Source organism: Halococcus salifodinae DSM 8989 (assembly GCF_000336935.1).
Lineage (GTDB): Archaea > Halobacteriota > Halobacteria > Halobacteriales > Halococcaceae > Halococcus > Halococcus salifodinae.
Window position 1 is genome coordinate 109,670 of sequence record NZ_AOME01000013.1, and the last position, 21,200, is coordinate 130,869.

At 64.3% G+C, this 21,200-nt stretch carries 18 protein-coding genes; 10 read left to right on the plus strand and 8 right to left on the minus strand.

What is annotated here, in order from left to right; genetic code table 11:
• Nucleotides 1–13: 13 nt before the first annotated feature.
• The 5 genes from C450_RS01890 (at nucleotide 14) to C450_RS01910 (ending at nucleotide 7,776) form a co-directional block, all read left to right on the plus strand.
• Nucleotides 14–502, plus strand: coding sequence for an Lrp/AsnC family transcriptional regulator (locus tag C450_RS01890; RefSeq protein ID WP_005039329.1), 489 nt, complete (start codon nucleotides 14–16; stop codon nucleotides 500–502).
• On the plus strand, nucleotides 499–1,638 hold the full coding sequence (locus C450_RS01895; protein WP_005039331.1) for a pyridoxal phosphate-dependent aminotransferase: 1,140 nt from the start codon (nucleotides 499–501) through the stop codon (nucleotides 1,636–1,638). The genes C450_RS01890 and C450_RS01895 overlap by 4 nt, the downstream gene beginning before the upstream one ends.
• 141 nt (nucleotides 1,639–1,779) lie before the next feature.
• Nucleotides 1,780–4,278 (plus strand): ATPase, T2SS/T4P/T4SS family, encoded by a 2,499-nt coding sequence (locus C450_RS01900; protein WP_005039333.1) that lies wholly within the window; start codon nucleotides 1,780–1,782, stop codon nucleotides 4,276–4,278.
• Nucleotides 4,275–6,326 carry a type II secretion system F family protein gene (locus C450_RS01905; RefSeq protein WP_005039335.1) on the plus strand — a complete coding sequence of 684 codons (2,052 nt, stop codon included), beginning with the start codon at nucleotides 4,275–4,277 and terminating at the stop codon, nucleotides 6,324–6,326. Before C450_RS01900 ends, C450_RS01905 begins: the two co-directional genes overlap by 4 nt.
• A gap of 4 nt (nucleotides 6,327–6,330) precedes the next feature.
• Nucleotides 6,331–7,776, plus strand: coding sequence for an Ig-like domain-containing protein (locus C450_RS01910; protein WP_005039337.1), 1,446 nt, complete (start codon nucleotides 6,331–6,333; stop codon nucleotides 7,774–7,776).
• 38 nt (nucleotides 7,777–7,814) lie between these two features.
• On the opposite strand, the gene C450_RS01915 is transcribed toward C450_RS01910, so the two are convergent.
• Both C450_RS01915 and C450_RS01920 read right to left on the minus strand, forming a co-directional pair.
• Nucleotides 7,815–8,117, minus strand: a complete 303-nt coding sequence (locus C450_RS01915; RefSeq protein WP_005039339.1) for a hypothetical protein — start codon at nucleotides 8,115–8,117, stop codon at nucleotides 7,815–7,817.
• 162 nt (nucleotides 8,118–8,279) lie between these two features.
• Complete coding sequence (locus tag C450_RS01920) at nucleotides 8,280–8,717, minus strand: hypothetical protein (protein WP_005039342.1); 438 nt, start codon at nucleotides 8,715–8,717, stop codon at nucleotides 8,280–8,282.
• 208 nt (nucleotides 8,718–8,925) lie between these two features.
• Between C450_RS01920 and C450_RS01925 the strand changes: the two genes are divergently transcribed.
• Both C450_RS01925 and C450_RS01930 read left to right on the plus strand, forming a co-directional pair.
• A complete protein-coding gene (locus tag C450_RS01925; protein ID WP_005039345.1) occupies nucleotides 8,926–9,531 on the plus strand; it encodes an HdeD family acid-resistance protein in 606 nt (201 codons plus the stop codon).
• 318 nt (nucleotides 9,532–9,849) lie between these two features.
• The gene (locus tag C450_RS01930; protein WP_005039347.1) at nucleotides 9,850–10,485 is read left to right on the plus strand and encodes a cyclase family protein; all 636 of its coding nucleotides are present in this window, start codon (nucleotides 9,850–9,852) and stop codon (nucleotides 10,483–10,485) included.
• 195 nt (nucleotides 10,486–10,680) lie between these two features.
• Here the strand turns inward: C450_RS01930 and C450_RS01935 are convergent, their stop codons facing one another.
• Nucleotides 10,681–11,094, minus strand: a complete 414-nt coding sequence (locus C450_RS01935) for a hypothetical protein (RefSeq protein ID WP_005039349.1) — start codon at nucleotides 11,092–11,094, stop codon at nucleotides 10,681–10,683.
• A 142-nt stretch (nucleotides 11,095–11,236) separates the two neighbouring features.
• On the opposite strand from C450_RS01935, the gene C450_RS01940 reads away from it, so the two are divergent.
• A complete protein-coding gene (locus C450_RS01940) occupies nucleotides 11,237–12,169 on the plus strand; it encodes a carbohydrate kinase family protein (protein WP_005039350.1) in 933 nt (310 codons plus the stop codon).
• Here the strand turns inward: C450_RS01940 and C450_RS01945 are convergent.
• Together C450_RS01945 and C450_RS01950 are read right to left on the minus strand one after the other, a co-directional pair.
• Complete coding sequence (locus tag C450_RS01945; protein WP_005039352.1) at nucleotides 12,166–12,960, minus strand: BtpA/SgcQ family protein; 795 nt, start codon at nucleotides 12,958–12,960, stop codon at nucleotides 12,166–12,168. The genes C450_RS01940 and C450_RS01945 overlap by 4 nt on opposite strands.
• Nucleotides 12,961–13,178: 218 nt before the next feature.
• A complete protein-coding gene (locus C450_RS01950) occupies nucleotides 13,179–14,882 on the minus strand; it encodes a Na+/H+ antiporter NhaC family protein (RefSeq protein WP_005039354.1) in 1,704 nt (567 codons plus the stop codon).
• Between the two features lie 202 nt (nucleotides 14,883–15,084).
• Between C450_RS01950 and C450_RS01955 the strand changes: the two genes are divergently transcribed.
• Nucleotides 15,085–15,822 carry a beta-ketoacyl-ACP reductase gene (locus tag C450_RS01955; RefSeq protein WP_005039355.1) on the plus strand — a complete coding sequence of 246 codons (738 nt, stop codon included), beginning with the start codon at nucleotides 15,085–15,087 and terminating at the stop codon, nucleotides 15,820–15,822.
• A 67-nt stretch (nucleotides 15,823–15,889) separates the two neighbouring features.
• On the opposite strand, the gene C450_RS01960 is transcribed toward C450_RS01955, so the two are convergent.
• Together C450_RS01960 and C450_RS01965 are read right to left on the minus strand one after the other, a co-directional pair.
• On the minus strand, nucleotides 15,890–17,323 hold the full coding sequence (locus C450_RS01960) for an MATE family efflux transporter (protein WP_049909785.1): 1,434 nt from the start codon (nucleotides 17,321–17,323) through the stop codon (nucleotides 15,890–15,892).
• Between the two features lie 113 nt (nucleotides 17,324–17,436).
• Nucleotides 17,437–17,742 (minus strand): hypothetical protein, encoded by a 306-nt coding sequence (locus C450_RS01965; RefSeq protein ID WP_005039359.1) that lies wholly within the window; start codon nucleotides 17,740–17,742, stop codon nucleotides 17,437–17,439.
• Nucleotides 17,743–17,882: 140 nt separating this feature from the next.
• Here C450_RS01965 and C450_RS01970 point away from each other — a divergent pair, with 140 nt between their 5' ends.
• Nucleotides 17,883–19,136: an MFS transporter gene (locus tag C450_RS01970; protein ID WP_005039361.1), complete on the plus strand. Its 1,254-nt coding sequence runs from the start codon at nucleotides 17,883–17,885 to the stop codon at nucleotides 19,134–19,136.
• 162 nt (nucleotides 19,137–19,298) lie between these two features.
• Here the strand turns inward: C450_RS01970 and C450_RS01975 are convergent, their stop codons facing one another.
• The gene (locus C450_RS01975; RefSeq protein ID WP_005039363.1) at nucleotides 19,299–21,125 is read right to left on the minus strand and encodes a hypothetical protein; all 1,827 of its coding nucleotides are present in this window, start codon (nucleotides 21,123–21,125) and stop codon (nucleotides 19,299–19,301) included.
• Between the last annotated feature and the right edge of the window lie 75 nt (nucleotides 21,126–21,200).

Sequence of the window (21,200 nt, forward strand, 5' to 3'; positions counted from 1 at the left end):
TGGCCTCGGTAGTATGAGCGTTCGCGAGGAGGTGCTTTCGCTGCTGTGCGAGAACGCGCGCTACTCGACCACCGATCTCGCCCGACAGATCGACGCCGACGAAGGCGAGATCGAGGCGATCATCGAGACTCTCGAAGACGAGGGCGTGATCCGGGGGTATCAGGCGGTCGTCGACTGGCGGCAGGTCGACGACGAGCCGGTGCGCGCGCTGGTCGAGTGCAACGTCACGCTCGACCGCGAGACGGGCTACGACGACATCGCCGACCGGCTCGCGAAGTTCCCCGAAGTCGAGTCGCTCCGGCTGGTCTCCGGCGAGTACGATTTCTCGCTAGGGGTGCGCGCCGACTCGATGAGCGACGTCTCGCGGTTCGTCTCCGAGAAGGTCGCACCGGTGCCCGAGATCACCCAGACCGTGACCCACTACCTGATGACGACGTACAAGGAGCGCGGGGTCGAATTCGACGACGGCCACGACGACGATCGGCTGTCGGTCTCTCCATGAATCCCTCGGAGCGCACCCAACGCGTCCCTCCTTCCGGGATTCGGCGATTTTTCGAGCTCGCCGAGGAGATGGACGACGTGATCTCGCTCGGGGTCGGCGAGCCCGATTTCACCGCGCCGTGGAGCGCGCGCGAGGCCGCCATCGACTCCCTCGAACGGGGCCGGACCTCCTACACCGCGAACCGCGGGATGGCCGAACTCCGCGAGGCGATCGCGACGAACGTCGACGAGCAGTACTCTCTCGACTACGATCCCGACGAGGAGATCATCGTGACCGCGGGCGCATCGGAGGCGATCGACGTCGCCTTCCGCGCACTCCTCGATCCCGGCGATCGCGTCGCGGTCGCCCAGCCCGCCTACATCTCGTACGTGCCGGGCGTGATCTTCGCCGGCGGCGAGCCGCTTCGCGTGCCGACCCGCGAGGAAGACGCGTTCAAGCTCACCCCCGAGGTCCTCGACGCACACGATGCGGGGGAGGCCGACATGCTGGTGCTCTGCTATCCCAACAACCCCACTGGCGCGATCATGACCCGCGAGGAGCTCGCCCCGATCGCGGCGTTCGCCCGCGAGCACGACCTCACCGTTCTCTCGGACGAGATCTACGCCGAGCTCACGTACGGACGGGATCACACGTCGATCGCGACGTTGCCGGGGATGCGCGAGCGAACCATCGTGTTCAACGGCTTCTCGAAAGCCTACGCGATGACCGGCCTCCGGCTCGGCTACGCACTCGCACCGCCGGAAACGATCCGGGCGATGAACCGGATCCACCAGTATTCGCTCTTGTCGGCCCCCACGACCGCTCAGTACGCCGCGCTCGACGCACTCGAACACGCCGACAACGCGGTGGCGGAGATGTGCACCCAGTACGACCGTCGCCGTCGGTTCGTGCTCTCGCGCTTCGAGGAGATGGGAATCGACTGTTTCGAGGCCGAAGGGGCGTTCTACGTCTTCCCCGAGAGCCCGTGGCCCGACGCCGAGGCGTTCGCGGAGGCGCTGCTCGACGAGACGGGCGTGGCGGTCGTCCCCGGCGACGTCTTCGGCGCGGGCGGCGAGGGCCATCTCCGGGTGTCGTACGCCACCGGTCTCGAGGACCTCCGCGAGGCGATGGCCCGGATCGAGGCGTTCGTCGAGTAACTGCACGCCCAGGGTCCGCCAGAGACCGGCGGTCGTTTGATGGACACGGCGGCAGCAGCGACCGACGGGACAACGGGCCGACGCGGAGCCGATCGGGCGGCAGGTGAGGGTTTTTGTACGATAACCGGACCACCACCGGTGATGGACGTGTTCGGTTCGCAGCGTCACACCGACGAACGCGCCGCTGGCGGTCGGGAGAGCAACGGTACCGAATCCGGATCTCCGGACGGCACCGGAACGGTCGTCGAACGAATCGCGGCTGGGGCCGAAACCGCGAGCACGCTCGCCAGGGTAGTCGATCGGCGCACGGTCGACACCGATCCGTCGGTCGACGAAGACGGATTCTTCTCGACCGCCGACGGACGGACGACGGTCGCCAACCGCTACGACCTCGCGAAGGCGGTCCCCGTAGAGAAGCGCACACACTTCCGAGAGGTGACGCGCTACTGGGTCAACAAACCCTACGCGTTCGTGGTGATCTTCCACTCCGCGAAGGAAAACGAGGAGAAATACTACCTCGTCGAGCCCCACGTCACGGAAATCGAGGGGGATTTAGAGGAGTTCCTGACCCGGAAGTTGAAGACCGCGATCAAGTATTCGAGCGACGAGGTCATGGTCGAGGGCAGCGACGCCGACCGCGGACAAGTCATCGAGACCGAGACCGCCCGACTGCTCGATCGCTATGGTCTCTACGACGGCCCGATCACGGGGGCCGGCGAGTCGGGCGTGATCGCTCGGCTGAAACGCGCCCTCGGAGTGGGGGCGGACGACGGCGACGACGAAGCGCAGGACGGGAACCTCGTCGGGATCGCCGCCAGACCCGAGGCCGCGGTGCTCGACGAGGATGCGAAAGACCTCTCGGAGTACCAGGTCGAAAAGCTCCTCTACCGACTCAAGCGCGATTTCATCGGCTACGGCCGGATCGACGGGATCAAACACGACGTCAACGTCGAAGACATCTCGTGTGACGGCTACAACAGCCCGGTGTTCGTCTACCATTCCGATCGCGAACAGCTGATCTCCAACGTGTACCACGGTGAGGACGAACTCGACGATTTCGTCGTCAAGCTCGCCCAGCGCTCGGGCAAGGGCATCTCGAAGCGCCAGCCCCAGGTCGACGCCACCCTGCCGGATGGGTCGCGCGCCCAGCTCACCCTCGGCTACGAGGTCTCCGATCACGGGACGAACTACACGATTCGGCAGTTCAAGGACGTTCCTTTCACCCCGATCGACCTCATCAACTGGGGAACCTTCAGTCTGGAGGAGATGGCGTACATCTGGCTCTGCATCGAGAATAACAAGTCGATGCTGTTTGCGGGCGGCACCGCCTCGGGCAAGACCACGAGCCTGAACGCGGTCTCGCTCTTCATCCCGAGCAAGGCGAAGATCGTCTCGATCGAGGACACCCGAGAGCTCGAGATCCCCCAGCGCAACTGGGTCGCCTCGGTAACGAGACCGTCGTTCAGTGCGGATGACGCTGGCGACGTCGACGAGTTCAAACTCCTCGAAGCGGGTCTGCGCCAGCGCCCTGACTACATCCTGATGGGCGAGGTCCGGGGCGAGGAGGGTCGGACGCTGTTCCAGGTGATGAGCACGGGTCACACCACGCTCACCACCTTCCACGCCGACAACGTCGGCGAGGTCATCAAGCGCTTTACGACCGATCCGATCAACGTCTCGAAGACGTTGTTCACGGCGCTCGACCTCGTGAGTATTCAAACTGCGACTCGCGTGCGGGGGCAGAAGGTTCGTCGGAACAAGGTGCTGACCGAGATCAACTACTACGACGCCGAGAACGACGAGATCAACGTCCAGGACGTGTTCCAGTGGCAGGCCGAAACCGATGAATTCCTCCGAATGGGGAGTTCGACCACCCTAGAGGAGATCAAGTTTGATCGCGGCTGGGATCAGGATCGGCTTTCATCGGAGCTGTTCCAGCGGAAGGTCGTGCTCGCCTATCTGATCGATAACGGGCTCAACACCTACACCGAGGCCGCCGCGACGCTCCAGGCGTTCATCAACGACCCCGACACGATTCTCGGACTGATCGCGAACGACCGGCTGGAGAGGAGCCTCGACGATCTCCGCGGGATGGAGAGCGTGCTGATCGACACCGATCCGGCGGCGGAGGCAATGGTACCGCGGCCCGATCCCGACGAAGAGTTGGAGGAGCTGACGGGCGCGATCTTGGAGGAGGCCGACGATCGACTGTTCGACGAGTACCGACAGGGAGCGACGCCGCATCTCACCACCGCGCTCGCCGATGGGGGTGAGTGCGCCGAAGGCGCGCGATCCTCGCCAGACCTCCGGTCTGGCGGCGGTGAGCCGAGCAAAGGCCTGCGAACGTCGGAAGACGAGCGAAGCGAGTCTTCCGGAAGTAAGCCGAGCGAAGCGAGGCGAGCCTCGTCAGTCGAGCGAAGTGAGTCTGGCGGTGGTGAGCGCGAGCGCAGCGAGCGCGAACGTCATCGGGCTCCGCCCGATGGAAGTGAGCGCGCCGAAGGCGCGCGATCCTCGCCAGGCATCCGGTCTGGCGGCGGTGAGCAGGCCGGAGGCCTGCGAACCACGCCGGACGAGGACGACGAGTCCGGCGGCGGGCGTGATACAGACGAAACCGACGACGGCGCGGAGGGCGGGAAGTGAGCCACGAAGTAGGAAGCGCGGGCTACGGGGGTGGATCGAGCACGCTCGGCGATCGGTTCTACCCGCTCTATCGGTGGCTGTTCGACGAGGACGGCGATTTCGTCGACGACATGGAGCGCAAGCTCGCGGAGGCGCGGATGGGTGACACCGTCGAGATGTATCTCTCGCGGGCGCTCGGGGTCGGCGTCATCGCGGGTGCGCTGCTGTGGCTCGTGGTTACGCTGGCCGGCTACGCTGCCGTCGAGCTCTACGTCACCGAAACGCCGAAGCTGACCGATCTCCGGGTGCTCCACGGGACGGCGCTCGAACTCTTCGAGGCGATCAAGATCCCGCTGTTCGTCGCGGTCTCGGGCCTCGTCTTCGGGCTCGTCGGCTTCACGTTCGGGTTCGGTACGCTGATCGCGATCCCCTACTTCCGGGCGAGCTCGCGGAAACGGGAGATCAACATGCTGCTCGCGGACTCGGTCTCCTTTATGTACGCGCTCTCGATCGGCGGGCTGAACCAGCTCGAAATCTTCGAGGCGATGGCCGAGGCCGACGACACCTACGGCGAGGTCGCGCGGGAGTTCGAGAGCATCTACCTCGAAACCGAGTACTTCGAGACGGATTACCGAACGGCGATCAGAAAACAGACCACACGGACGCCGAGCGGGGAGCTGAGTCAGTTTCTGACCGATATGCTCTCGATCATCGACTCCGGTGGTGACATGACCGACTTTCTGCAAGACAAGAAGGACAAACACCTCCGGACCGCGAAACAGGAACAGTCGCTGGTGCTCGAAACCCTCGAACTGTTCGGCGAGATGTACATCACGCTCTCGGTGTTTCCGCTCCTGCTCATCATCATCCTCGTCGTGATGAGCATGATTGGCGGTTCCCAGACCACGCTGCTCTACGTCACCGTCTACGCGCTGATCCCGCTGATCGCGATCGGGTTCATGATCCTGGTCTCGACGGTCCAGCAGGACGAGGTCGGCGACGGCTACCTCCGACCGGACGACGTCGAGGGCGAGTGGGTCGGGAAGACGGGGCTCGGCCGGATCACGGATCTCGGTGCGGTTGAGCACTACGCCGGCACGCACGCCGTGTTCGATCGAATCCGGGACCGTGAGGGGACGTATCAAACGGCGAAGCTGCTCGAACGGCCCCACCTGTTCTTCCGAGATCACCCGCTCGCGGTGCTCGCGCTCACGATCCCGGCCACGATCGTGCTGCTCGGGTTCGCGCTCGTCTCGGGTGCCGCGCCACTCTCGATCGATGGGTTCGTCGCGAACCCGATCGGGAGCACGGTGCTGTGGATCTACGTGCCGCTCTATCTGAATCTCCTGCCGCTCGCGGTGTTCTACGAGTGGAACGTCAGGTCGCGCCGACGGATCACCGGCAAACTCTCCGAAAGTCTCCGGAAACTGTCGAGTGCGAACAGTACAGGCCTCACCCTGCTGGAGTCGCTGCGTCTGGTCGCCGACACCTCTTCGGGCCGGCTCGCCGACGAGTTCCGGACGATGCACGCGAAGGTCAACTATGGGACGAGCCTGACCACGGCGCTGGTCGAGTTCAACAACACCTACCACATCCCGCGGCTCGCTCGGACGGTGAACGTGATCGGCCACGCTCAGGAGGCCTCCAGCCGGATCACGGAGGTGCTCACCACGGCGGCGCGGGCAAGCGAAAATCAGGACGACCTCGAACGCGAGCGCCGGTCACGTGCCCGGATGCAGGTCGCGATCATCGTGATGACCTTCCTCACGCTGCTCGGGGTGATGGCGATGCTAAAGGTCAACTTCCTCGGCACGATGGCGAGCACCGCCCAGGAGACGAGTGCGAGCGGCGCGAGCGGGGGTGCGGCGAGCGGTGCAGGCGGCCCGACGAGTTTCGGGAGCAACGTCGACGTCGACCTGATGGGAATGCTGTTCTTCCACGCGGTGACGATCCAGGGGATCATGTCGGGGTTCATCGCGGGCTACATCCGGAGCGGCGATCTGCTCACGGGGACGAAGTTCGCGGTGGTGCTTCCGACGGTTTCGCTGATCGTGTTCGCAGTGATCTAACACCATGTTCGAACCACTCACACAGCGATTACAACGGCTGAGCGAGGATGAACGTGCGGTCTCCCCGGTCGTGGGGTTCGTGTTGATCTTCGCGCTGATCATGCTGGTGTTCACGATCTACCAGGCCGACGTGGTGCCGGCTCAGAACGAGGAAGCCGAGTTCAAGCACAGTCAAACAGTCGAGAAGCAGATGAGCCAGTTGAACGACGCGATGACGGCAGTCAGCGCTACCGGGGCATCGCGCTCACGAACCATCGCAACTGGGATGCAGTATCCGAGTCGCGCGCTTGCGATCAATCCGGGGCCACCCGCGGGATCGCTGCGGTTGGGTCAGAAGAACACGATCGGTCTCAGGGAGGTCAGCGTCGATGGGAGCGGATACTGGGACGAGGCGGACGATGGGAGTGGGGAGCCAGCGTTCGAATCGAAGCCAGTCGTCTACACGGTAAACTACAACAATCAGCAGAACGATCCCCGGTTCACGATCAGGAACGGGCAGTTGTTCAGACAGTACGGCGGTAGTGAGGCGCTTTCGGACGGCGGTCAGGCCGGCGATCCGATTCCCGACAAGCAGATCGATTTGGTACTGGTCGATGGCGACATCAGCCGGAGCGGTCAGAGCACCAGTGTAACGACAAGTGAAGTGAGTAGCTCAGCTGGGTATTTGACGGCTACCACTCACGGAGATACGGTGCTCACGTTCCCGACGACGCTCACTCAGTCGGAGGCACAAAGCACCTTTAACGGCAAATCATACGCCACCCTCGAGGGCTACAACAGCAGGAGCGACAAACCGAACACCATCGACGTCACACTCACATCGGGCGAGCAGTTCCGGTTCCGGATCACGAAGGTCAGTTTGGGCAGTGACGGCAACGCGCCTGCTCACGAGGTCGTCCCGACCGAAGACACGATCGCTCCAGACACGCCGACAGCTACACTCAACGCCACGGTCAACGAATCGGTCTCGTTCAGCGTACTCGTCCGCGACAAGTACGGCAACCCGGTTCCCGGTGTCGAAGTCGAGGCCAACAACGGGACCAACGTCGTTCCCGATTCGACGACGACCGACGACGACGGGGAGGCGACGTTCAGCTACACACCGACAGCGAGCGCCAATCGGACGGTCAACATCACGGCGGGCGAAGTGACATCGACCTACGACACCGCAAGCTACGATGTCACCGTCGAGGAGGGCGAGGAAACCGTCTCGACCGACAACAGCTCCGTCGTCAAGACTGGTTGTGCCGCCTCCGGGAACGCCTCTCTCATTGTCGAGAATACGTATAGCCATCCAGTAGAAGTCAGTATTAGCACTCGGAGTGGGAGTCCGTTTACGCTCCCACCCGATAGCAAAACGACCTATACAGTTGGTGGTGGAGCGATGTCATACCAAATAACCAACAACACGGACCTGATAGCTTCGGGAAATCTCGACTGTAGCGGTTGAACCATATCCCGATCGATGTTCCGTTCGCCAGCGAGTGTTCACTCCGGCGCGTACCGCCACGTCGCCGTGCCCGGCCCGGGCGGTGAAACACCAGGCAGTTCGTTCAACAGCGGCGCGACGAGTTTGTCATACCAGTCTTCCGCATCGAGCCCCGCGTCGCGCCGCGGGTAGACGTTCGCCACGAGACTCAGCCGCGAGGCGGTCCGGTGGGTGATGAGGTACTTGTACGCCGCGATCACGGCGTCGTCGCGGGTGCGTGTCTTATCGAGCGACGAGTGTTCGTAAGAGAGTGCCTCCACGAACGCTCTCGTGTTCGCCGAGCCGACGGCAGAACTGGCCATAATCCACCTCAATCGGCGGTACAAGAAAACGTTCAGTCAGACGGTCGTCTGACGCCGATCGCGGCGATCGGGAACGGTGGCATTCACGGATGGCGTTTCGGTCGGACGGAGGGCTCGACGAGCGCGTGTGACGATGAACAATCCGGTGGAGGAGTGCCGATACTAGAGGCGACCACTTCCGACGACGGCAAGCCCGAGGCTCCCGGCGAGTAGCAGCCCCGCGAACACGACATCCGGAAGCGACACAGCCCCCTCACCCAGAGCACCGGCAACGATGGCTACGATGGCGAGAACGGTCGGCAGCGGATGGACGACCAGTTGCCGAGCGAAAACGCGGACCGACCAGTAGCTCGTCTCCAGCATGGCGGCGATGGCGGCCCCGAACGGACGGTTCCCATCCGGGTTCTCGACAGGTTCGAACTCGTCGAAGGCGTCGTCACTGACCGTGATTATTTCGCCAGTGTGGACCCGTCGACCATCGGGAGTCCCGACTCTGAGGAGCGTCACGCTCTCGCCGACGGTCCCGACCACACGGTAGATGCCGTCAGGAGAGTCGAAGTCGGTCGAGCGGACGTGATCGTTGACCGACGGAGAAACCATTGTCGGACTGGTATTATCCGCCACCACGGTAAGTATGGAGGCCGAGTCCGTCTTCTCGCCGCAAGCCGATCCGGTGGCGACTTCGCGTCGAGACCGGCCTCGATCGAATCGTTCCGCTGGCTACGTGGAGGAACTACGAGATCTATTTGTCATGGGTGACTAGTTTATGCTGTTGTAGGTTCTATACTGTAGTCGGTAGTGAAATATCATGAGTGAAGAAACCACAGTTACCGACAACGGACAGTCACTGGCGACGAGCTGGCGCTCGCTCGCGATCGTCGGCGTCCTGACCGCGCTGTTCGGCGTGTTAGCGATCGTGTTCCCGTTCGTGACCGGCGTGTCGTTCTCGGTCCTGCTGGGTGTGTTGCTCGTGGCCGGCGGCTTCGTGCACGTCGCTCACGCGTTCACCGCACAGGACTGGAAAGGAAGGCTTTGGCAAGTCCTGCTCGCAGGGCTCTACGGGGTGGCAGGGATCGCCCTGCTGGTGAACCCACTGTTCACGCTGGCGACGCTGACGCTCATCCTCGCGGCGTTTTTCTTCGCCGACGGGATCATCGAGACGATCATGGGTCTCCGGCTTCGGGGTGAGGACGGCTGGGCGTGGCTGCTCGCCAGCGGGGTGCTCAGCATCGTCGTCGGCGCTGCGATCTGGATCGGATGGCCAAGCACTGCCCTCTGGGTGGTCGGCCTCCTGTTCGGTATCAACCTCCTCAGCACCGGCCTCTCGATGCTCGTGCTCGCCATGGGCGGACGCAACCACGCTCGTGGGACGGAGGACGTCAGCCAACCCGGCACGAAGCCCCGCGGCGCGTGAGCGGTCCCGGGTAGTTCTCGGTGGCTACCGCCTCGGGGAAGATAGCACGACGGATCACGAGGAGGGGAACACGATTTTGCGCTCGGCGTACGGTATCGATCGATGACGGAGTGAATACTCCCGTTCATCGCTCATCGTCCTGCCTGCGCCACGGAACCCTCCCCTGTCGGCGCACATGATCCCGATAAACCCGAAGGCGGTGCGACGTATCGGCCGAAGGGACACAGGTGCGCTCGAGAGAAACTCACACAAACCCACGCCATCTCGGTTCCTCCCAGTGTCGACACAGTACTTGACGATCCAGACCAAGCAGGGAGCATGCAGATCGATCTCAGCCACCGAATCGAGACCGGCATGACGACCTATCCGGGCGATCCGTCGGTCGCCGTCGACCCGCACGCGACGCATCCTTCCGACGACTGCCACGTCGACAGCGTGGAACTGGGGAGCCATACGGGGACCCACGTCGACGCACCGCTGCATATCGTGCCGGACGGGCGAGCCCTCGACAGCTATTCGCTCGACGAGTTCACGTTCGAGGCCGTTCGGGTGGATTGCACGTCTCTGGACGATCGTGATCCCGTTTCGATCGAATACGTTCCCGACTGTGCTGCGGAGATCGTCGTCTTCTGGACCGGCTGGAGTGCCCACTGGAACACCGAGCGGTATCTCGATCATCCCTACCTGACGCCCGACGCCGCCACGGCGTGTGCCGAACGAGGCTATGCAGTCGGTGTGGACACACTGAATCCCGACCCAACGCCCACCGAAAACGCCGTCGAGAGCGAACCGGACGGGTTTCGGGCACATCGGGCGCTCCTCGGTGCCGACGAACTCATCGTCGAAAACCTCCGCAACCTCGGGGCGGTCGACGAACGCTTCGAACTCCGTGCGTATCCCCTGGCACTCGGTGGCGATGGCGCGCCGGTCCGCGCGGTCGGCGTCGTCGAGTGACGGTGGACTGGCTGCTCGTCCGATCGGTAGTGCGGAGCTCATCCTCGGAGAACGAGGCCGAACGAGACGGGTCTCGAAAACCGCGTTCTCCCGAGCCATCGTCCCGGAGGCGATAGTTTCCTCCGAACGGCCGGTGGATGACCGATCGAGAGCGACCGGCTACAGGTAGCGGTCCTGAATGGACGACGCTCTCGTTCAGTTGGAGGAAGCTGTATCCGCTGTGACGATCCGGTTCGTCACCGCAAGGGCGATACCGATGGCGAGCAGCGCTGCCAGAACCCATCCCCAGATCGGGATCAACGGTCCGCCGGTCAGTTCTATCAGACTGCCGGTCACGATGACGACGACCAGCCCGAGTACGGTGGTGGCTGCTGTCACAGCCGGCTGGAGGTTCCGTGTCCGGTAGGAGTAGACACCCGTAGAGATCACCCCGAGACCGACGGCCACTGAAATCGCTTGAAAAACGCGGACCGCGACCGCGATCCGTCGGCTTTCGCTGGGAGGATGGATGGCGAACAGTGGAACGATGGCGACGAGAACCCCGAGGACGATCACCGGAAGGATGCGACGATCGCCGTTCGATGACGTCAGCCGTCCATCTTGGTTCATCGCCGGCTCAGTTACCGTATCCAAGCAACCACGTCTTTATCCTTTCGGGAGCACAGCGACACATCGAATACGACTCGGTTTTCAGAACTGCGAACGTTTCGTTCCCGCACGTTCAAGTGGTCCAGTCGCGTGAGTGGGCTCGATGTCGTCGCCGGCAGTCGTCACGGTCGGCAGTGCGGTCGTCGACCGGATCTACACGCTGTCGAACCTCCCCCAGCCCGACGGCGGAGCGTTCGTTCGGGATCACACCACCGCCGTCGGTGGTGTCGCCGCGAACGTCGCGTCCGGACTCGCCGAACTCGGGCGCGAGACCGGGATCGTCACGCGGCTCGAGACGGACGCTGCCGAGCGCATCGAGACGGATCTTCGAGAGCGGGGCCTCGACTGTACTCGGGTGCGCTCCGGCCCCGAAACGTCGTCGTACACGCTGATCCTGCGGGGACCGGATGGCGAACGGATGGTCGTCGCCGGTGGCCAGAGTGTCCCCAACCTCCGGCTCGACAACGCCGATATGAGCTACGTTAACGACGCAAGCGTGGTGTTCACGAGCGCCTACGCGCCCGATGCGGTCGTGTCCAGACTCGTGACGGCTCGTGAACGCGGTGAACTCTCGACGCTCGTGTTCGATCTCGCTGGCCCGCTCTCGGAGCTCGAAGGACGCGGGACGTCGCCCGCGACCATCGATCGCCTCCTCGACGTCGCCGATCTCTTCGTGGTCGGTGCGGTCGCCGCACGATCGTCTTTCGGCGGGTGCGACGAAGCCATCACAGCGCTCGAACGACGGGGCGTCGGTCGGGCCGCCGTGACTCGCGGTGACGCGGGCGCGGTGCTGCTCAACGAAGGGACGACGGTCGACGTTCCGGCTATCGAGGTGGCTGTCACGGACACGACGGGGGCCGGTGACGTCTTCACTGCGGGGCTGATCCACGCGTGGTTGCTGAACGGGCTGTCGGCGAAGGAAGCGGGACGGTTCGCCGCCGGTGCGGCCGCGCTCAACTGTGCTGCCGAGGGTGCGCGCGGTCATCTTCCGACCGACGCCGTGGTCCGGTCGTTCTTAGACGAAAAGGACGACTAAGGAACGGCCTCGACGACACGCTCGACCGCGGCTTCGTCCACCGGGTTGGTCGTCTCGCCGTCGTGTTTGAGCGCCGTCCCGACGATCGCTCCATCGGCAACCGAGAGCAGATCGGGGGCCGTCTCGGGGGTGACGCCGCTGCCGAGGAAGACGGGTGCATCGAGTCCGCGGGCGTCGCGGCACTCGACCACGCGATCGAGAAACGCTTCGTCGACGGTCGCACCGGTTCCAGCCCCGCTCACGACGACGGCGTCGGCACCGCCACGTTCGACGAGATCGGCGAGTTCTTCCGTGAGAGAGCGCTCGGCGAGCGGTGCGGAGTGTTTCACGTCGAGATCGGCGAGGATCGCGACGTCGGCGTCGAGTCGCTCGCGGAGTCGCAGCGTCTCGTGGGCCATGCCCTCGACGACGCCCTGATCGGTGAGGCGCGCGCCGGTGTGGACGTTCACGCGAACGAACGTGCCTCCTGTGGCGGCCGCAACGGCGAGCGCGCTGTGGACGTCGTTCCTGAGGACGTTCACGCCGAACGGGATCGAGACGTGGTCGCGAAGCGTGGCAGCGAGCGATGCGATGTCGGCGACGACGTGGCGGGGCACGCGGTCGGGATAGAACGGCGCATCGCCGAAGTTTTCGAGCATGATGCCGTCGACGCCACCCGCTTCGAGCGCCGAGGCGTCCCGACACAATCGCTCGCGGATCGCGTCTCGGTCGCCCTCGAACCCGGGCGATCCGGGGAGCGGCGGCAAGTGGACCATGCCGATGAGCGGCGTGTCCGTACTGAAGACGTCCATAGGATAGTGTGAACGTCGCCGGGCTTAATCCTGCAGGTCGCCAGCGAAGCGACGGTCACCGCCACCGTCGAAAACGTGCCGTCCACGCTCTCGTGTAGACTAATGGAGTGGCGTGCGAATGGTTCGGAAATCCGATGGCGACGAATCGACCCAGCTTCCGTCAGCCGGAGCGGTCCGTGCTGAAAACGGCTCGAAGTGATCGACGATGAGAGTCCGATTCAGCCGCTGAACGTGGCCAACGCCAGTACGGATCCGAGGTAGACGACCGTCACCACGACGGCGACGACCGAGACCGTGTTCACGAGTTCGAAGTTCGCCGACGCCCGCTCCAACAGTCCGGTCGAGGAGCGTTCGGAATCCGGGCCGAAGTCGGTTTCGCCCCGTTCGATTTCGGCGACGGTCGGCATCACTGCCGGGAGGTTCTTTCGGCGAGCGTCGATCGTGTTGAGAACGAACACGGCTCCAGCGGTGACGACGAGTGCGGTGGGCAGGATCACGGCTGGTGACGTGATTCCCAGCGCGTACAGCGTGTACATCACGACCGCGACGCCACCAGCAGTGAGCGCGAAGGGGATCTGGGTGTTCACGTGATCGATGTGATCCGATCCCGAGAAGATCGACGACATGACCGTGGTATCGCTGATCGGTGAGCAGTGATCGCCCATGATCGCCCCGCCGAGTAACGCGCCCAACAGAACGGGGAGAATTTCTGCCCCGACCGTCTCGTAGCCGAGCGGCAGCGCAAGCGGCGTGACGATCGACATCGTCCCCCACGAGGTGCCGGTCGTGAACGCGATGAACGCCGAGATGGCGAAGATCAGGATCGGGAGCGTCTCGCCAGGCAGGCCACTCCCGGTCACCACGTTGATGATGTACTGAGCGGTACCAACCTGTCCGGCCGCGAGACCGATCGTCCACGCGAGAACGATGATCGCCACCGCGATCATCATGGTCTTGAACCCGTCGACGATCGTGTCGCTCGCCGTATCGAGATCGAGTGCGCCGGTCGCCACAGTACCAAGAAACCCGACGACGGCGAACGCGAACGCCGAGAACAGCAACGCTCGGGCGATGTCCGTCTCCTGGAAGGCTTCGGCGATGCCAACGCTCGGGGACGCACCACCACCGAGCCACCACATCGAAACGAGTCCGGCGACGACGAGGGCGACGATCGGCGCGAAGAAGTTCACCAGCGTCGGGTTCGTTTCGCTCGGCTCGCCGACATCGGAGCTGACGTCCGACAGCGGGGACGCACCCTCCCGCATCGTTTTTCGCTCGCTCCGCGCGCGCCACTCTGCATCGAGCATCGGGCCGTAGAAGCGTTGGGTGATGGCGATGAGTCCCACCATGAGGAAGGCCATGAGACAGTAGATGTTCCACGGAATGCTCTGTAAGAACAGCTCGTAGGGAGACGCGCCGATGGCGGCAACAGTCAGGGTACCGGCAGTGATGACCTGTGCGATGACCGAGACCTGGAACCCGATCCAGTTCGAGATCGGCCCGAACGTCGTCACGGGAGAGGTCGTCGAGTCGAGCACGTAGGCGTGCATCTCCCGCGAGGAGTACCGCGAGTTGGCGAGCTCCTTCGTCGCATTCCCCGTGATGATCGTGCTCGTGTACGAGTCGAAAAAGATGAAGATGCCGATCAGCCAGGTGAGTACCTGCGCATCGCGGGCCGTTTCGACCCGATCGCCGACCCACTGTTCGAGGGCGAGGATGCTACCGGACTTGTAGATGAACGCTGCACCCGCTCCCATCAGGAGAATCAACACGAGAAACGTCGCGTTGAACGGGTCACGCACGGTTTCGACGATCCAGTCGAGTGACAGCGCCGTCGCGGCGAGTGGATTGCCCGATGTGGCGATCAGCGCTCCCGACCAGATGCCCGCATAGAGGGAGATGAGTACCTGTCGCGTCGCCATAGCGAGAACGATGGCGACCAGTGGCGGGGCGAGGGCCAAAATCGGTGGCTCTGGAACTGGCACACCAGCCTCCTATCGAAAGAGCGTGATAGTTCTTCTCCATTGGTGACGGAACACCGCTCACGGAATCGGTGCGGTCTCCGTGTCCGCCGTGAGTGACTGGGCCCAATCTTCATATCGGATGCATTACTACTCGTATCACATGGAGGATCGAACGTGTGTGGTGACTGGCTCGTCGCGCGGGATCGGACGGGGAATCGCCGAGTGCTTCGGAACGCAGGGGGCGAACGTCGTCGTCAACTACCGTCGGTCGGAAACGGAAGCCAACGAGGTCGTCGACCGGATCGAATCGGCCGGCGGGCGTGCACTCGCGATCCAAGCGGACGTTACCGACCAAGAGCAAGTGGAGGCGATGCGGGAGACGACCCACGACGCGTTCGGCCGTGCGGACGTCGTGGTCAACAACGCGGGCATCAACCAGGACGTGCTGTTTACCGAGATGAGCCACGAAGAGTGGGACACGGTGCTCGACATCCACCTCGACGGGGCGTTTCACTGCACACAGGCGTTTTACGACGACATCGCGGCGGCAGCGGAGGGGCGACTGATCAACATCTCGAGCATCGTGGGCAAAGGTGGCAACATGGGACAGGCCAACTACGCGACGGCGAAAAGCGGGATCTTCGGGTTCACCCGGACGCTGGCGTTGGAGCTTGCGGACGAGGGATCGACGTCGAACTGTGTCGCCCCGGGATTCATCGCGACCCAAATGCTCGACGGCGTCCCGGAGAAGCTGAAAGCAGGCATCGAGGACGACACGCCGCTCGGACGGCTCGGCACCGTCGAAGAGGTCGCCGAGGTCGTCGGCTTCCTCGCGGACGAGAAATCGTCGTTCATCACCGGTGAAGTGATCGACGTCAACGGTGGCAAGGATCTGTAACGACGCACCTCTCGGGATCGGCCGCTCGGCTTCCCGGCGTCGTCATCGGGACTGCCAACCGTCCCTATCAGTCGCCGGAGCTCGCAGCCGGCCGGTACGACCGACTGATCGCTTTCCACTTGCCGGTCGAAAACCGATAGTAGTTGACGATCGCGGGAGCCACCATCTCGATGACGATCGCAAGCCCCAGCCCGGCGAGACCGAGCGGCGTGACTGCGCCGAGGTAGGCGACCGGGATGGCGATCGCGTACCCCAGCACCTGCCCGTAGAACGGCCAGCGAGTGTCGCCGCTCGCGCGGAGCGGGCCACTGGCCGTCCGTGAGAGCCCGCGGAACACGATCCCGACACAGGTGGCGTAGATCAGCGTCACCGTGATCGGCAGCGCGGGCGCGGTCGGATCGCCGACAAAGGCGAGCGCGATCGGCTCGGCGAACACGAACACGAGTCCTGCCGAGACGAAATACACCACGACCGCGAACCGCATGACGTCGCGGCCGTATGCTTCGGCGCTCGCCTCGTCGCCGATCCCGAGTTCCTGACCCACCAGGCTCGACGACGCGAGGCTGAACCCCCAGCCCGGCGTGTTCATCAGGTCCCGCACCCGCAGCGCGATCACGAACGCCGCCGCGACCGCCGTCCCGAAGATGTCGACGATCGCGAGCAGCGGGAACTCGCCCAGCCGCCACGCCAAGTTCTTGCCGATCATGGGCGTGCCGATCTCGACCAGTTGACGCATGGTGTCGCGATCGACGTACGTCCCGAGTGGATCGAGCGTCACCTCGAACGACCCGACCAGTGGGACGCGGCCGTGCGTGAAACCGAGCGCGAACGTCGTGGTGACGACGACGTTCGCGAGCACGGTCCCGATCGCCGCACCGACGACGCCGAGCCCGACGCCAAAGATCAACACGGCGTTGAGTGCGATGTTCACGACCGCTCCGCCGGCCCGGATGACCATCGGCGTCCACGCGTCGTCGGTGCCGACGAGCGTCCGACTCCCGATGAGGTTCAACCCGGCGAAAGGGATCCCCAACCCGACGACCTGGAGGTAGTCCGCACCGAGGGCCACGACGGCCGGATCGTTGCTGAGCAGGCCGACGAGCTCGGTTGGCAGCGACCAGAAGAGCGCGGCGACGGGGATCGTGAGCGCGAGCACGATCACGACACTCGATCGGACGGCCTGTCCACCGCTCTCGTCGGCACCGTATGCCTGCGAGACGAGCGCGATGGTGCCGCTGGCGACGCCGCCACCGAGCGCGAACGCGATGCCCCAAAAGGAGGCCGCGAATCCGACGCCCGTGATCGCACTCGTGCCGATAGCGACGCCGACCATCGCGACGTCGATGGCGTTTTTCGACATCCGCGCGAGGCCGGTGACGATCCGCGGCCACGCGAGGTCGGTCGTTCGGCGCGCTCGCTCCCGGTCGATCAGCCCCGCGCGGACGAGCGCGAGACCGACCCAGTACACGACCAACCGAACGGGGTTTGGAGGGCGTTCCACGAAGTCGTCTGGGTGTTGTCGATGGACGTCAAAGCAGCTTCCGCAGGCGGCAGAGCGGGCTGGTTCCCGTTCGGCGATCGGAACTTTCGCACCTACCGAACCCGTTCGAAACGTCAGTTCGGGTGATGAAGGTTCTGCCAGAACAGGTGCCCACCACCGCCTGTCATGATTCCCCCGACGATCAGCGCGAGGAGCATGGCTTCGCGGCTGAGCTGTTGGGTCGTACAGATCGATCCATCGATCCCGGCACCGTGGACGCACAGTTCCAGCGGCACCAGCAGAGCGAACGCAACGATCAGGAGGCCACTACCGACGAGCACGCCGCCAAGCAGGAGGGCATCCGTCCTGGCCCGCCGTGCCGCGATCGCGTCCCAGGCTTCCCGCACCGCCTCCCGTTCGCGCTCCGTTCCCTGCTCCATCGTCTAGCGATACGATTGAGGGGCGTTAACACTATTGGCGCGGGTTGAGGTCTGCGTCCCGGTCACCGCCGTCCGCCGAATCTTCGATCCACCCGCCCCGGAAAGCCAACGCTCATTGGATACGACGGAGGAGCAATCACATGTCGCGGTCGTTCACCTCGCGCCTGGTCTCGGTGTCGAACCCGCGCGAGGTGTGGCTCATTACGGTGGCACACGCCGTCAACGAGTTCTACAGCGTCGCGCTCCCGCCGATCCTGCCGCTGTTGGTGAACGATTTCGCGATCTCCTACGGCGAGGCTGGAGCGTTGCTGACCGTCTTTTTCGCCACGTACTCGATCTTTCAGTTGCCCGCGGGCGTGCTCGCGGACCGGATCGGCCAGCGGTGGCTCCTCGCCGGCGGCATGGTCGTGCTCGCGGCCGGCATCCTCGTCGCAGCGAGCGCACAGGGGTACTGGACCCTCGTCGCTGCCGAAGTGATCGCCGGCATCGGGGGCAGCACCTACCACCCCTCTGGCATGTCGATCATCAGCGATCTCGAAACCGGCGCTACCGAAGGCAAGGCGATGGGAATCCACGGACTCGGCGGGGTCGTGGGTACCGCCCTCGCCCCGGCACTCATCGGGGGCTTGGCAACGCTGTTCGACTGGCGGTTCGCGCTCACGGTCAGCGCGGCAGTCGGTGTCGTCTATGCGATGGTGTTTCTGGCCGTGTTCCGGCCCCGACACCGCTCCGACGACGCAGCCCCGGTCGAACCCGACGGCGGGACCGACGAGAGCCCTGCCTCGCGGACGAGCGAGAACACCGGGGATCGATGGTCCGGTCTCTCCGGGCTGGTTTCGGTGCCGCTCGAACCCTGGGTCGCAGTGTTGTTTCTCGCCAACCTCGCGATCGCCACGGAACTCGGCGCGGTCCGGACGTTCGTCACGTCCTTTCTCGTCGAACACGCCGGCACGACCGCCGGTGTCGCCAACGGGATCTTCTTCGGGATGCTCGTCGGTGCCGGGATCTCCTCGCTCGCCGCGGGTTCCCTCGCCGACAGCATGGATCGGCGAACCCTCGGCTTCGGGGCGCTCGCGACTTCGACGATCGTACTGGGTGCGACCGCGGTCGTGCCGTTGGTGCCGATCGTGCTGTTCGGATGGTTTTTCCTCCTCGGCGTTGCGATGTGGGCTGCCCTGCCCGCGATGAACGCGATCACCTCCCAGTACTCAGAACGCGGGTTCAGCGGGAGTCTGTTCGGGGTGATGTTGACGGCGGGGTCGCTCGGCGGCGCGATCGGGCCCCTGCTGTTCGGCGTCGCCGCCGAACGGTTCGGCCTCGGCGCTGCGTTCCCGCTCGTTGCGGTGGTGAGTGCGGTCGGTGCCGTCGCCTTCCTCGGGATGTACCGGCTCTGATCGTCACGGAACCACGCCCAGTCGAGATCAGTCGTCTGGCCCGACCTGCAGACTCGTGGTGTAGGCTTTCGATTGCGTCCATCAGACACAGCCGATCGTCCTGCGTCAACACTCACGGCACACGGCTGGTGGCTGCGGTCGTCGGTCAATTGTGTCCGTCAGTCAACTGCGTTCGTCATCGGTCACACGCACGACGACGACGTCGTCACGGGCCTGGGTTGCGGACGATAGCTGCGGTGGAACCGACTCGACCGCTCGTGGCCGGACCAGACGGACCTGAGTGGACGGGGATGATCGATCGAGCGAGAGCCAGGCTTCGATCGAGTAAGACAGGAGTGGAGTCACCGAGTGGGCGTTCCGTCCGGACGCGTTTCGGGCGTCGAACTTGTTCGGATAGTCGACGAGGTAGACGACCGTAGCGTTCGGTGTGTCCGCGAGGTCGTCGCTGACCGCGTCGAGCGAGCGCTGGTTGAGCTCGCCCGCAGCTTCCCAGCCGCGGTCTGTGGAGAGTGCCGGAGAGGCGGCACCCATCGATACGAGAACCACCAGTAGCACGGACACGGCTGTGAGGTTCCCCGTACGATCGCCGATCGTGGGCGTGTGTTCGAGATGGGTGTGGAATCGGTTGACACAACCAATCACGAGCAGCGAGAACCCGGCCAACACCGGGACGAGGACGCTGTACGCGTTGCGAATTCCGAACCCGAACGACAGCGGCTGGAGAAGGATCTGCTTGGCGAAAAGCAGACCGGCGAGCGGACCAACGAACCAGCAGCCGAAAAAGAGCAGCTGTCGACGCGTGGCAGCGGTGAGCGGCTCACGGCTCAGCATCGCCGTCAGGATCGCCGCACCACACCCACCAACGAACAGGATCGGGACGACGATCTCGACGAGTGCCGGCGGGTCGAGACGAGTGGGCGTCTCTGCGCCGACCCCCAGGACGTACGGGATCGCCGCCAAGGAGACGAGACAGCCGATCGCCGTGATCGTCCGCCAGACGGTGTGTCGCCCGCGGGTGAACCAGCCGCGTCCGGCAAGCACGACGAAGCCGACGACGCCGAGCGCCACCACGCCGACGAAGACCAGACCGACCGACAGAGTCGTCGCGTCCGTTCCCGCTGCGTTGAACTGAACCGGCAGCACGGTCCAGAGGACGTATTTCCCAGCGGTCAGCAACACGTTTTCGAGCGTGTAGGACGGCAACCCCCCGAACGGCGAGTGGTAGCCACCGAGACCGCCGAGAACCGCCACCCTGACGGCGGCGTAGAGAAGCGTGACCACCGCGAACGATCCCATCGCAGTGAGACCGGCGCGGAGTCGTTGCATGGGCCCCTCGTCCTGCTGGAGAGTAGCCCAGACCAGCAGCAAAGCCGGCACGACGAGTGCGGTTTCCTTCGATCCGAGCGCCAGCGTGTACGCGACGAGTGCGGCGATGAGCGGACGATACGGCCGGAGCGTCCACTCACGGTTCTGGCGTCGGTGTCGCTGCCACCGACGATGCCAGCGCACGAACAGCGAGATCGTTCCCAACACGAAGATCGCCAGGAGGATGTCCTGCCGCCGGGCGATCACGGGCACGACTTCGACGGTCACGGGATGAACGGTGAACAGCAGCCCCGTCAGGTAGCCGACGCGGGGACGGTCGGTTATTTCGGTGATCGTGACCACCACGAGAACGGTCCCAACGGCGTGAAGAACGACGTTCGTGAGGTGATATCCGAAGGGATCGAGCCCCCAGAGCGCGTGATCGATCGCGTACGTCAGGCTGGCTACCGGTCGATAGAACAGCGCCATCGAAGCGAAATCCGAGCCGGCCATGAGCGGCTGCGTGAACAGCGTGCCGATCGCTGCCGGATTCGACACTCGATTCGTCTCGATGAGCGGCAACGTATCGGTAGCCACGAACCACAGGTCGAGAGACTCGGCGTGAACGAGGCACGCAAACAGCGCGATCGGGAGGAGCAATCGGGCGTCGAGTCGCGATCCCATCCGTCTAGATCTTCAGTCGGTGGTTGATAAGCAACGCGAACACCGATCGACACAGAGCTCGGACTCCTACCCGGG